Origin of the sequence: Nostoc sphaeroides, from assembly GCF_003443655.1 — a bacterium.
Classification (GTDB): Bacteria; Cyanobacteriota; Cyanobacteriia; order Cyanobacteriales; family Nostocaceae; genus Nostoc; species Nostoc sphaeroides.
Map to the genome: position 1 here is coordinate 4,399,319 of NZ_CP031941.1, position 13,544 is coordinate 4,412,862.

The window sequence follows — 13,544 nt, forward strand, 5'->3', positions numbered from 1 at the left end:
ACTCCTGTAGAGACGCGATTAATCGCGTCTCTACTCCTCACTCCTCACTCCTAACTCTGCTGACCAATGACTAATGAAAAACCAGATTGGATAAGATTGCACAAAGCCTTGGCAATAGAAGCCGAACGCGGCTTTACAGACTTGGTGGGCAGAGAATACCGCTTCAGTGAATTTCTTAGCCTAACTTTGGGCAAATTCCCAACAGGCTTACCCCAAATTGAACGCCGCCGTTGGCAAGGACTAGCGGTGCAATTTGCTAGTTATCCACATCTAGCACTTGAAGAAAGACAACATTTAGTAGCAGAGACTCGTAGGTATCTCTCACAACTACAGCAAGAGGAGCAGGGAGAGCAGGGGGAGCAGAGGAGCATGGGAGCAGGGGAGCAGGGGAGAATTTATCAATCCAAAATTCAAGTTGCGCTTCCAGCGCACCAAAGGCGCGACCCAAAATCTCCAATTGTTGCTGAGGTGAGTCGGAGGCTTGCACCGAACATTGAGCAAAAACTCAGCGATTTACCAGAAATAGGTTTTAAAAAAGCTGATAATTTGGCAAGGCTTGGTTTACACACCGTCCGCGATTTGCTTTTCTACTATCCTCGTGACCACATTGATTATGCGCGTCAGGTGAATATCCGCGAGTTACAGGCGGGTGAGACGGTGACAATAGTGGCGACAGTAAAGCGTTGCAACTGCTTTACCAGTCCTAAAAATCAGAAATTATCAATTTTAGAATTAGTTGTAAAAGATAATAGTGGTCAAATTAAAATTGGTCGCTTTTACGCAGGTACGCGCTTTAGTAGTCGCGCTTGGCAAGAAAGTTTAAAACGCCGTTATCCAGTAGGTAGTATTTTAGCGGCGTGTGGGTTGGTAAAAGAAAGTAAATACGGCTTGACACTGGATAACCCAGAACTAGAGGTTTTGGCAAATCCAGGAGATTCGATTGAGTCGCTAAATATTGGGCGGGTAGTGCCAATTTATGGGCTGACAGAAGGCGTAGTGGCGAATACAGTGCGACAGGCGGTAATTGCTGCTTTACCTGCTGCGGCTCACCTGAAAGACCCCTTACCAAGTGGTTTACGAAAAAAATATGGTTTGATGGAATTGAAAGATGCGATCGCTAATATCCATTTTCCCAGTGATAGCGCCGCCCTACAAGTTGCCCGTCGTCGCCTAGTTTTTGACGAATTTTTCTACCTACAACTTGGGTTACTCCAACGTCAACAGCAAGCAAGAGCGATTCAAACCAGCGCCATCCTAGTTCCACGCGGTCAACTTGTAGAGAAATTTCACGAAATACTACCTTTTCAACTGACAGTAGCACAACAACGAGTCCTCAACGATATTCTCAACGATTTGCAAAAACCCGTACCAATGAATCGTTTGGTGCAAGGTGATGTTGGTTCTGGTAAAACAGTCGTCGCCGTGCTAGCTATCCTCGCAGCAATTCAATCTGGCTATCAAGCGGCGCTGATGGCTCCCACAGAAGTTTTAGCAGAACAACATTATCGCAAGTTAGTTAGCTGGTTTAACCTCTTGCATTTACCAGTAGAATTACTGACAGGTTCTACTAAAGCTGCTAAACGAAGACAAATACATTCTCAGTTAGGAACTGGTGAATTACCTCTGTTAGTGGGAACCCATGCCTTAATTCAAGACCCTGTAAACTTCCATCAACTTGGGTTAGTGGTGATAGATGAGCAGCATCGCTTTGGGGTAGAACAACGGGCGCGTTTACAGCAAAAAGGTGAGCAACCCCATGTGTTGACTATGACAGCCACTCCCATTCCCCGAACCTTAGCACTGACGATACACGGGGATTTGGATGTGAGCCAGATTGATGAGTTACCGCCAGGACGACAAAAGATTCAGACAACAGTATTATCAGGGCAGCAACGCAACCATGCTTACGACCTCATCCGGCGAGAAATTGCCCAAGGTAGACAAGTTTATGTGGTTTTACCCTTAGTAGAAGAATCAGAAAAACTGGATTTGCGATCGGCTGTGGAGGAGCATCAAAAGTTACAAGAAAGCATTTTTCCTGACTTTCAAGTAGGGCTGCTCCACGGTCGCATGAGTTCAGCCGATAAGGATGAAGCGATTACCAAATTTCGTGATAATCAAACGCAAATTTTGGTTTCTACTACCGTTGTTGAGGTAGGTGTAGACGTACCTAATGCTACAGTTATGCTCATTGAAAATGCAGAACGATTTGGTTTATCACAACTGCACCAACTACGGGGGCGTGTCGGTCGTGGTGCGGCTCAATCCTACTGTTTGTTGATGAGCAGTTCCAGAAGTCCTGATGCTCAACAAAGGTTGAAGGTGTTGGAACAATCTCAAGATGGCTTTTTCATCTCTGAGATGGATATGCGTTTTCGTGGGCCAGGGCAAGTACTGGGAACCCGTCAATCTGGAGTGCCAGATTTTACCTTGGCGAGTTTGGTTGAAGATGAAGAAGTTTTACTTTTAGCGCGGCAAGCAGCAGAGAAAATAATAGAGATGGATGCAACTTTAGAGCGCTGGTATTTGATGAAAGAAGAGTTGAAATATCGGTATGAGCGATTGATGGGTGGGGCGATTTTGACTTAACATCTTAGAGGATGTTTGAAAAGTATGGGCTAATACAATCATACGTGTCAACTTAACGTTAAAGTTATGTCCCGCAAGGAACTGAAGTTCCTTGCTAATAGCGAAAGTCATATTAAGATGACTACAATATCTCCAAAAATCTTTAGTCTACTTCAGTAGACTTGAGCTAAAAGCCAAAGGAATTCATTCCAAGGCGGGTGAGGAAGTTAACAGATATAGGACTTACGCATTGACGCAAAGTACAAAATATGCTGGGCTTGAAAAACCACATCTGTGGTAGGGGCACAGCATTGCTGTGCCCTGAGAGCGCGAGTTTATGTATCATCAAGCAACGCTCAATAAAAGCCTGAAACGACCTATTTTCGTGAATGCATACCATGATTAATTTGTACGGTGCGTAAGTCCTAAGATAAGCCAAATAAGCTTAAGTTGACACCAATGAATACAATTCGCTACTAACCCAAGTTGCTAGTTATCAAAAAACGCCTATTTTTCAGTACAAAACCCTAAAATTTAGTATCTAGCAACACTGAAAAATAAAGATTTTGTATCATCTAGATACCATTATGGGGCACTAACTAGCAACTTACGTTACTACATGAACTAAGTCTGCCTCCGCAGACTAATAGAAAATTAAGGTTTTACGAATTACTAATTATTCACAATAGGGAGTACTCACGCCAGAGCCACTGCCATCACGCGAAAACCAACATGGTAGGCACGAGACGCGTGCGCGAAACTGAGGCGATCGGCAGAACGGCAACCCCCGGCATCGTAGATCCAACCACCGCCACGCAGCAGCTTTATATTATTATCTTTACCACTTAACCACGGAGTACCATCTGTTGGTGCGCCTGTGTAATTATCATTATACACGTCTTGACACCATTCCCATACATTACCATGCATATCGTATAAACCGAAAGAATTTGGTGGAAATTTTCCTAAATTTGTTGTTTGTTGACGATATTCACCTTTTGGAGCAGAACCGTAACGAAAGTTACCGTCGTAGTTAACTAAATCTGTGGTAATGGTTTCACCAAAATAAAACGGTGTAGTTGTCCCTGCACGACAAGCATATTCCCATTTGGCTTCACTGGGTAGCCTGTAGTTTTTTCCTGTTTTCTGACTCAACTTTTGACAAAACTCTACCGCGTTATCCCAACTTACTTGTTCTACAGGTCGTCCATCACCTTGAAACTTGGCAGGATTTGTCCCCATAATCGCTTGATACTGTGCCTGGGTGATTTCATACTTACCCATAAAGAACCCAGGTACTTTTACCTGATGCTGTGGACTTTCATCTTTATCTCTCTCTGCTTCTCCTTCCGGTGAACCCATCGTAAAGGTTCCCCCTGGTATCTGCACCATATCCAACGTGACACCATTCCCCAAGTCTTCTTCAAAATAGTTCGCTTGTTCATTACGGCGATTAGTGATATTTCCCTGTGCATTCACAATCACCGTTTCAAATTGAAAGGTTTTTAGGTTACTAGCAAATCTTGTGATTTCTGGTGTAGATGCTGGTCTACTTGTTGGTGTAGTTTCTCCTGAATCAGATTGCCAAAAACGTGGTAATACAATTGCCAAACCCAACCCAGCACCCGCAAACCCAACAGTTTGAATCACCTTTCGCCGTGACCAGTTCGGGGAGATTATTTTTGTTGGCGGTGGTGTTTGTATGGTTGGTGTTGTTATGGTTGGTGTTGATTGTCGCTGTTGTGGCGTTGACAGTTTGAGTGCTTCTAACGCTTCCACTGCTGAAGGGTATCTATCTCGAAAGTGATAACTCACCATCTTATTTAACACCAGAGCCAGTTTTTCAGTGACATTTGCCCAATTGCGCCAAATCACTTCACCGTCAGTAGGGTCTTTTGGTAGTTCGTGGGGTTGTAACCCAGTTAAAGCTTGAATCGCTAACATCCCCACCGCATAAACATCGCTACTTAACTTTGGTTGTCCGCCTGCTTGTTCACTTGGCATATAACCAAGACTACCAATGGTAACGCTGACACTAGTTTGACCTTGGGAATTCACCATCACGGTGTTTACTTCTTTGACTGCACCAAAGTCAATTAGCACTATTTTACCGTCTTGCCGACGACGCATTAAGTTCTGGGGTTTGATGTCGCGGTGAATGATATTTTTTTTGTGGACTACTGCTAATATTTCTAGGATTTCTTCTAATAGTTTGGTGACTGCTATTTGTGTTAACTTTTGACCGGGAATAACTTCATAGCTTAAATCTTCCCCATCTACAAATTCTTGGACTAAATAAAATTGACCTTGTTCTTCAAAGTGGGCAAATAGTCGCGGTATCTGGTCGCTATCATTACCTAAGCGGTATAAAACCTGGGCTTCGCTATCAAATAATCTTCTAACGATTTGTAATACTGCTGGGTCGGAGTTGGGTTTGAGGTGTTTGACTACACACTGGGGTTGGTTGGGTAAGTCTAGGTCTACTGCTAAATAAGTATCGCCAAATCCCCCACTTCCGAGGATTTTGATGATTTTATAGTGGTTACGGAGGACTGTACCAGTCGTAGGCATGGTTTTTGACTTGGTAGTGGGGATTTTGGTTATTGTGCCAAATTTCTGGGTGTTAGGGCAAGATAATTGTTTTCACGCACAGACATAAAGGCGCAAAGAAGAGCAACATCTCTGACTTTGGCTCTTGCCTTTTTAAGTCTAATTTATTACTCACCGGGCGGTTAGAAACCGCGTCTACACAAACAAAACCCACCGATCTGGGTTAAAAACCTTTGATTTTATACCGATTCAATTAATGATTGCAACACATCCTTGGGTAAAGACGCGATGAATCGCGTCTCTACAAATGGTGTATTTGTCGCATTCTTTTTTTTAATTGGTATTACATAAAAATTATGCCTAAATTAAGCCCAAACTCACGATGCTTGCTGCATCTCAGTATAGGCTTGGTAAACACCCTTCACGTTGTACCAGTTGAGAAAAATTCGGGCAATTTCTAAAGCTAATTGCGGTTTACCTAAGTTAATTAGCCATTGCAATAACGGAGCCATTGTGCGTTCGTTAAGTGCGCCATTGAGTGACAAAATTCCCCAAAGTAAGCGATGCAGCCAAGTCATTTGAATCATCATTCGCACTTCCAATGTGGGATGTTTTTGATAAAACAAAACTCCCATACGCCCACGTTGAATTTCTTGGTCAATCAATCGCGGAATTTGCTCTAATTTAAATGCTGGATGCCAGTGATATCCTACGGCTTCGGGACATTTAATTAATGTCAAACCTAGTTTTTTTAGCCGCACACCTAATTCTAAATCTTCCCAGCCATAGAGTTGGAAGCTGGTGTCAAAAAGTCCAGCTTTCTCTAGCCAATGTTTAGGGATTGCTACATTTCCCGTAGCAAAAAAAGCTGCTGAAAAATCTGTGACTTTGTAGGGTTCAGCAGTTGGGTTGTTGAAATTACAAGTATTAATAACTGCACCGTAAGTGAAAAAGCGATCGCTCCCCAATTTCTCTTGTCCCTGCACTAGCGCCTCAGCATGAGCTTGCAAGAAATTCTCTAGCACTACTAAATCGCTATCAATAAAGATAATTGTATCTCCCAGCGCCTGTTCTACACCCAGATTCCGCGCCGCAGCTGGGCCAGCATGATCTTGCCCAAACCAGCGCACATGGGGAAATTCTTCTTTGTGTCCTGCTAACCACTCCAATGTGCCATCAGTAGAACCATCATCCACCAAGACAATCTCGTAATCAGTAACCGAACTTGACTTACTCAACTCCTGCACCTCCAAGGCGCGGAGGCACTTTTCTAAAATCGGTTGGCGATTATAAGTCGGTATCACAACGCTGAAAAACACAGTCTCACCCACAACACTATCCATCTTCAGCATAGGACAGATGAGACGCTGACACTGTTCCTTATCTGGTTCTAGCGGCAGAAGTAGTCAATCTGCTGATGATGCAATATTTGCTAGACATTTAAAAACAGCTATATAAACTTACCAAGTTTAAAACCTGAAAATATAAATTTTTGCATATCTGTTAAATATTATTTTGCTTTGAAACTTATAAGTATTTGTACTTTGAAAGCTTATCTTTACGTAAAAAATAACAACTGATAAATTCAAATTAATCAATATATAACCTAATGTTAACACTTAGTACATAAATTAATAGAAACTTCATAAATCTTCTTTGCGTAAGCAGCATCAGCCAACCTTAATCTGTTATTCACTGCTATTTATTAGCTGTGAAAGATGCATCAACTTCCAATAAATATCTAAGTAATTTCTGTAAATATTTAGAGTTTCTCTTTACTGAATTACTCATGTTCATTGAGAGATGAACTGACTAGCAACCTCATAAGCCTTAAGTGGAGAACAAAGAATGAAAGGACGCTTTCACCCTAAAAACAATTTGACCCTCAACCCATCTGGTAACGAGTCAATTCATGATGTGATTGACCGCGTTAGTCTTAGTCGGCGGCGGTTTATCATGACGGCTGTGGGTACGTCGGTGCTAACTGTTCTGGGCGATGTTTCTATTGGTGGCTTTCTCCAAAGTGTTGATGCAGCTCCGATTCCAAAAGGAACTGGATTCGCTGGCATAGGCTTTAAGAGCATCCCACCGAATCTACTCAACCCAGCTACAGGGCTGCTGGAAAAGGATCTTGTCAGTGTTCCTGAAGGTTATACAGCTAAAGTACTGATTGCTTGGGGAGATCCGATCGCACCTGGTGGCCCAACTTGGCTAGCAGATGCCTCTCAAGATGCAGCTGCTCAAGGAAAGCAGTTTGGTATGCACAATGATGGAATGCACTACTTCCCTTTACAGCCAGGGAATGTTGTTGGTCGGACAGTAAGTTCACAAGCAAGATCACTTAGAGGCTTTGTAAATAAGCCAATCAATACTGGTCTGCTGTGCGTGAACCATGAATATACCCAGGAATCAATTTTGCATCCTGATGGTCTGGATGTAGTCACAATTGCCAAAGTACGTAAATCTCAGGCTGCTCATGGCGTTTCTGTTGTAGAAATTTCCAAAAACGGCAATGAGTGGAGTTTCAACCGCAATTCGCGTTATGGTCGCCGCATTACTGGCAACACCGAGATGCGAGTATCAGGGCCTGCGGCTGGCAATGCACTGTTAAAATCGAAAAAGTTTTCAATTCAGCCAACTGGCTCCGTTGATACTGGCACACGAAACGACGGCTATACCGCTTATGGTACGCTCAACAACTGCGCTAATGGCTACACTCCTTGGGGCACTTACTTAACGTGTGAGGAGAACTGGAACGGCTACTTTGCTAATTCCACACGAGATGTAGTTGCAATTCCAGGCATCGAAAAGTCCGATATCCTGGCAGGACAAAATCGGTACGGTATTTCAACATCATCTAGCTATCGCTGGCCTGAGGTTGATCCACGCTTCGATGCCAGCACCAACCCACTCGAACCCCATTTATTCGGCTGGGTGGTTGAGATTGATCCCTACAATCCACAAAGCAAACCAGTCAAGCGCACTGCTCTTGGTCGGTTCAAGCATGAAAGCGCTCAGGTTGTTGTTGATGACAAGAACCGTGTTGCTTTCTATCAGGGTGACGACGAGCGCAACGAGTATATCTACAAGTTCGTTTGTGCCCAACCTTTCAATCCCAGAAATCGTTCTGCTAACCACAATTTACTCGATAACGGTGTTCTGTACGTTGCCAAATTCAATGACAACGGTACTGGTGAGTGGATTCCTTTGGTCTACGGTCAGCGTGGTTTGACACCAGAGAACGGTTTCAGAAGTCAAGCTGAGGTGCTTATCAAGACAAGACAAGCTGGCGATCGCGTCGGCGCAACCATGATGGATCGCCCAGAGTGGGTAGCTGTGCGTCCTCGCATCGGCGGATATAAAGAGATTGAAGTCTACTGCACATTGACCAACAATAATCGTCGGGGCACAACTCCAGTTTCCTCCAACCAGCCAGACGGCACAACAGCAGCAGGCGGTGCCCGTCCTCCTGTGAATCCTCCCAACCCACGTCCTGACAACCGTTACGGTCACATCATCCGTTGGCGCGAAGATGGACGCAGCGTTACGGCTACAACTTTCAAATGGGATATCTTCTTTGAAGCTGGGGACAAAACTAGACCCGAACCAAATCTTAAAGGCAACATTAAAGGTGACGACTTAAGTTCACCAGATGGTCTGTGGTTCGACGACTTCGGCCGCCTTTGGATTCAGACTGACCACGCAGGTGATGGTATCGGTGATTTGGTAAACATCGGTAGCAACACCATGTCGTGTGCTGACCCCAACACCAAACAAGTTAGGCGCTTCTTAACCAGCCCTACAGATTGTGAGGTAACTGGCATTACCAGCACACCCGATGGCAAAGCTATGTTTATCAACATCCAGCACCCAGGCGATCGCGGGGATGCCTCGAATCCCACGATCGCTAGCAATTGGCCTAACAGTCAAGGGTATGGCCCATCAGGTCGCCCACGTTCATCAGTGGTAGTAATTACCCGTAATGACGGTGGCGTTGTTGGTGGTCTTTAAAGACGATAGGAACAGATTTATTTAGCGATCGCTTTAAATAGTTTTAAATCACCTTAATCCTTAACCGAAACACGGGCAAGGATAAGGTGATTTACTTATAACTATTAACCCACAACTTTTGTTGCTCTCTTCTTACGTTGCATCCACAATCCCATAACACCAGCAATAGCCGTACCACCAACAGCTAACGGTTCGGGTACTTTAGTGTAGCTGACAGTACCTACTTGTGTTGTATTTACTGATTGGTCAATCAGATAAAAGTTGTTTCCTCCGACATCTGGAGTATTTGGATTACTTGCGATCGCAAACTGGTCTGCAACAAAATAGCTTAGTCCCAGAACTTCGCCATTATTAAAACTGGCTATAGGAAAACTATTGAAATCAGTATCATCTCCCGGATTTCTCACAAAGTCTGAAAACACCAGAGTCAAAAACTGCTAAAATCTATATATAGCAAGCATTTTAGCAGTTTTAAAGCATGACTCGACCAGCAGAGCGATCGCTCCCAAAACAGAACAGAAAGAACAACCAAAATCACCCCCAGTCGTAGTTAATTTCAACGGGGGACAGGTAACATCTGATGCTGGTTTAAGCTTAATTGCGGAACTAGACCGAAAACTGCAAATAACATCACGGTTGGCAGTATGTTTCCAAGATTACCGTCAGTCAAACCGAATGTTGCATCCTATCGAAAGCTTAATTGCACAACGGATATATGGCTTAGTCATGGGATACGAAGATTTGAACGACCATGAAGAGTTACGTCATGATCCAATGTTTGCTCTAGCATTACAAAAAAGAATTGGTATAGAAAACGAACTGACTGTATTAGCAGGCAAAAGCACATTAAATAGGCTGGAACATTGTCCAGAAGATGTAGAGCAAGGAGCAGACAGTCGTTATCATAAAATCGGGCATTGTCCATCAAAAATTGAAAGTCTATTTGTGGATATATTTCTAGAATCTTACGCCAAAGAACCACGACAAATTATTTTAGACTTGGATGTAACTGATGATTTAGTACATGGAACTCAGGAGCAAGTTTTTTTCAATACTTATTACGCAGGATACTGCTATGCTCCACAAAATATTTTTTGTGGCAAACACTTATTGGCAGCAAAACTACGACCTTCAAATGTAGACCCAGCAGCAGGGGCATTAGAAGAGCTACAAAGAGTTATTAAACAAATACGTGACCAATGGAGTAATGTCCAGATTCTAGTACGTGGAGATAGTGCCTATTCACGAGATAACATAATGGAGTGGTGTGAGTCCCAAACGGGAGTTGATTACGTTTTTGGATTGGCGCAAAACAGTCGTTTAATTCAGATGACTACCACGACTAAAAACAGAGCCTCGCTTGAGTATGAGCAGAAACTATCAACAGTAGTTTCATTTTTGGAAACTGTATTTAACCCAGGTGAACAACTTCCTGAAGTTGCTTATAACTTGATTAATAACTCAATTTGGTATAAATCTTTAAACTACCAGACTCGTGAATCTTGGAGTCGTAGTCGCCGTGTTGTCTGTAAAGTTGAGTCTGGAGTCAAGGGAACCAATATCCGTTTTGTTGTCACATCAATTACTACAGATAAGATGGCTCCAGGTGAACTTTATACCCAGAAATATTGTCCTAGAGGTGAGATGGAAAATCGCTTTAAAGAACAACAACTGGAACTTTTTAGCGATAGAACCAGTACACACACATTTGCGGGCAATCAGTTACGATTGTGGTTTTCTTCTATAGCTTACGCTTTGATGAATGCCTTGCGGTCAAAATGTTTGGCGAAGACAGAACTACAAAACGCCCAAGTCGGAACTATTCGGACTAAATTACTGAAATTAGGCGCAGTGATTACTGTAAGCGCACAGCGAATTTTAATTGCAATTAGTAGCTCAAGTCCTTCTAAATATATTTGGGCTGCTGCTTACAGATGCTTAAAAATGCTGCCAAATACTGCTTAATATTAGTTTTGCTGCATTTCCACTCATCTCTAATTAATGATGCTTTCAGCTTGGTTTGATCCAAGTCTACTTTTGAAATGCTTAATTTTATGAACCGAGCATTTCGGTTTCAGTAATCATAAAAATATAGTGCTAATTTTGTCTTTAATATCAAGTTTTATACTTAATTAATTTTCCTACCTAAATTTGAATTGATGGTGTATCAAAAAAAATGTCTTACATGACCTCATGTAAGACATTTTTTATTGCTTGTGAGAAATCCGGGATCTGCCTCTGTATAGTTAGCAACTAAGTAGTTGAATGCAACTGCTAATCCATTCTCAACTCCCAATGTCTCAAGACCTGTATTGGTTAAGGTCGAGTCATCGTATTGAAAAGAGCCGAAATACTGACCGGGATTATTGCCATATATGGCATTCACAGTGAAATCGTAATTAACTAAAGCAGCTTGCACCGGTTTAGCCCCAATAGCAGCAACAGAGATGGTAGCTGCAATAGTAGCAATGGCAAGATTTTTAGCTAATTTCATCAAAAAATACTCCAAAGTTAAAAAATGAATAATCCTGTAATTTCATTTAAATAAGCTTTTAACCACTCTGTACAGGTTAAGAAATATCGAACAAAAGAGTATTTTTATCAAATCTTTAAGCTTGTCACATATATATAAATTTCCTGTGAAGTGAAAATTCAACTCATCCACTCAGACGCAAAAAGTTTAAACCTCTGACTTTAGATTGCTGTCATTAATAAAATTTTTGTTACTGTCAGATTGTCATAAAATTATATGAAAATGATTCATCAAACCTCATTAATAGTAAGTGATTAAACAAATTTGAAGCTCATAATTTCTAAAATTTTATTCAAAAATTAGATAAATCAGTAAAAAATATTCTTATTCTCAATCTATATTTATCCAAGTATATCGCCCATCAAAAAGCTGTTTATCACCTATATCATTAGGATGCCAAAAGATAATGGTTATCATCCTCTTAGGCAGAATAGGAAGTTGATTGCAAGTTTTGATTACCAATAAACTCATGTGTAATTAGTAACAAATAATTAACAGGATGATTGCTGGAAATTGCAAGTTTTAATCTGCTTTGATTTATAATTTTAACAAAAGCATTACCATTTCTTAAATTAAGTAGGATAAATTTTTAATAGACACCTATTTTTTTAGTATTCGTCTATTTCTGAATCTAAAAAAACATATTTTGAGATTGGTAAGTAATTTTATAAAAAAGGCATGGGGAAAAAGTTTTTAACCATAGCCTATTCAAAGACAATATTTAAGGATATACATTCCCAATTGAGAAAATCCTCGCCACAAATACGACTGGTGGGAACTTTTGAAGTTACTACTGTACAAAAAGGTTTTTGAATAATGGTTTCACTTCAATGGTGTGGATGTACAGATAATCAGGTAAAAGTAGTTAATAATTATCAGAAAGGAAAAAATTTGTGGATAACAGTAGGTTTACTTGCTGTTTTTTTTGTTGCTGAGTGGAGCGTGGGTTTATGGAGTCAAAGTTTATCTCTACAGGCGGATGCGGGACACATATTATCAGATATTACAGCCTTATGTATATCGCTACTTGCTAGTTTTTTGGCAAAGCAACCAGCTAATAAAAAAGCAACATTTGGACATCAACGAATTGAAGTTTTAGCAGCCTTAGTGAATGGATTAGGTTTAGTTGCGATCGCTACTTTTATCATATTGGAAGCTATTCAACGCTGGCAACATCCAGCAGCAATTTTAGGCATACCAATGTTAGCAATTGCAGTATTAGGTTTAATCGTCAATCTGCTCAATATTACTTTGCTTCATCCTCACACTCACGACGACTTAAACCTGCGGGGAGCTTTGCTTCACGTCATCGCCGATACTGTTAGTTCTGTTGGCGTAATTATAGCTGCTTTAGTAGTTCATCTTTGGGATTGGTGGTGGGCAGATGTTGCTATAAGTATATTCGTTGCAATCTTTACGGGTTTGAGTGCTTTACCTTTAGTGCAAGAAAGTTTAAAGATTTTTTTGGAGTATGCACCGGAATCAATAGACCCTTTTGAGGTGGAAATATCTCTCAAATCTTTTCCTGGTGTTGTTGAAGTAGAAAAACTTCACATCTGGACAATTAGCTTAGATAAGGTAATGCTTTGCGCCAAATTGACAGTTGAATGTGCAACTATCCAGGAACGCGATCGCTTACTTACTAAGTTAGAAACTCACATCCGAAAAACTTTTAATATTGCTGAGATAACTTTGCAGCTAACTAGCTCTATAAAACCTTCAGCGTTGCCAATTCATCCTTTATTTAACCAAGATTTAGTTTTCATGTTGTCTGCAAGGAAAAACAATTCAACCCTAGAACATAGCTAAATACATAATTTTACTAATTACCGCTATAAATACCAAAATATTTTTGCTAATTTATCCTACCTATATTTGGTTT

Annotated in this window: 8 protein-coding genes; 4 read left to right on the forward strand and 4 right to left on the reverse strand. The window is 41.4% G+C overall.

The features are described from left to right. Positions 1–66 precede the first annotated feature (66 nt). Positions 67–2,589 carry an ATP-dependent DNA helicase RecG gene (gene recG, locus D1367_RS19560; protein ID WP_118167863.1) on the forward strand — a complete coding sequence of 841 codons (2,523 nt, stop codon included), beginning with the start codon at positions 67–69 and terminating at the stop codon, positions 2,587–2,589. A 675-nt stretch (positions 2,590–3,264) separates the two neighbouring features. Here recG and D1367_RS19565 read toward each other — a convergent pair. Further along, positions 3,265–5,139, reverse strand: coding sequence for a bifunctional serine/threonine-protein kinase/formylglycine-generating enzyme family protein (locus tag D1367_RS19565; protein WP_118167864.1), 1,875 nt, complete (start codon positions 5,137–5,139; stop codon positions 3,265–3,267). Between the two features lie 356 nt (positions 5,140–5,495). Beyond that, complete coding sequence (locus tag D1367_RS19570; protein WP_118167865.1) at positions 5,496–6,461, reverse strand: glycosyltransferase family 2 protein; 966 nt, start codon at positions 6,459–6,461, stop codon at positions 5,496–5,498. Positions 6,462–6,966: 505 nt separating this feature from the next. On the opposite strand from D1367_RS19570, the gene D1367_RS19575 reads away from it, so the two are divergent. Further along, positions 6,967–9,129, forward strand: a complete 2,163-nt coding sequence (locus D1367_RS19575) for a PhoX family protein (RefSeq protein WP_118167866.1) — start codon at positions 6,967–6,969, stop codon at positions 9,127–9,129. 104 nt (positions 9,130–9,233) lie between these two features. On the opposite strand, the gene D1367_RS19580 is transcribed toward D1367_RS19575, so the two are convergent. Then, on the reverse strand, positions 9,234–9,551 hold the full coding sequence (locus D1367_RS19580; RefSeq protein ID WP_181984893.1) for a PEP-CTERM sorting domain-containing protein: 318 nt from the start codon (positions 9,549–9,551) through the stop codon (positions 9,234–9,236). Positions 9,552–9,627: 76 nt separating this feature from the next. Between D1367_RS19580 and D1367_RS19585 the strand changes: the two genes are divergently transcribed. Further along, positions 9,628–11,094, forward strand: coding sequence for an IS1380 family transposase (locus tag D1367_RS19585; protein WP_118167868.1), 1,467 nt, complete (start codon positions 9,628–9,630; stop codon positions 11,092–11,094). 226 nt (positions 11,095–11,320) lie between these two features. On the opposite strand, the gene D1367_RS19590 is transcribed toward D1367_RS19585, so the two are convergent. Beyond that, complete coding sequence (locus D1367_RS19590) at positions 11,321–11,623, reverse strand: hypothetical protein (RefSeq protein WP_228674801.1); 303 nt, start codon at positions 11,621–11,623, stop codon at positions 11,321–11,323. An 855-nt stretch (positions 11,624–12,478) separates the two neighbouring features. Here D1367_RS19590 and D1367_RS19595 point away from each other — a divergent pair. Next, positions 12,479–13,471, forward strand: a complete 993-nt coding sequence (locus D1367_RS19595) for a cation diffusion facilitator family transporter (RefSeq protein ID WP_118167869.1) — start codon at positions 12,479–12,481, stop codon at positions 13,469–13,471. Positions 13,472–13,544 lie beyond the last annotated feature (73 nt).

Coding starts and splice junctions, on each gene's coding strand:
- recG (WP_118167863.1), top strand. CDS start 67: ATGACTAATGAAAAACCAGATTGGATAAGATTGCACAAAGCCTTGGCA.
- D1367_RS19565 (WP_118167864.1), bottom strand. CDS start 5,139: ATGCCTACGACTGGTACAGTCCTCCGTAACCACTATAAAATCATCAAA.
- D1367_RS19570 (WP_118167865.1), bottom strand. CDS start 6,461: ATGGATAGTGTTGTGGGTGAGACTGTGTTTTTCAGCGTTGTGATACCG.
- D1367_RS19575 (WP_118167866.1), top strand. CDS start 6,967: ATGAAAGGACGCTTTCACCCTAAAAACAATTTGACCCTCAACCCATCT.
- D1367_RS19590 (WP_228674801.1), bottom strand. CDS start 11,623: ATGAAATTAGCTAAAAATCTTGCCATTGCTACTATTGCAGCTACCATC.
- D1367_RS19595 (WP_118167869.1), top strand. CDS start 12,479: ATGGTTTCACTTCAATGGTGTGGATGTACAGATAATCAGGTAAAAGTA.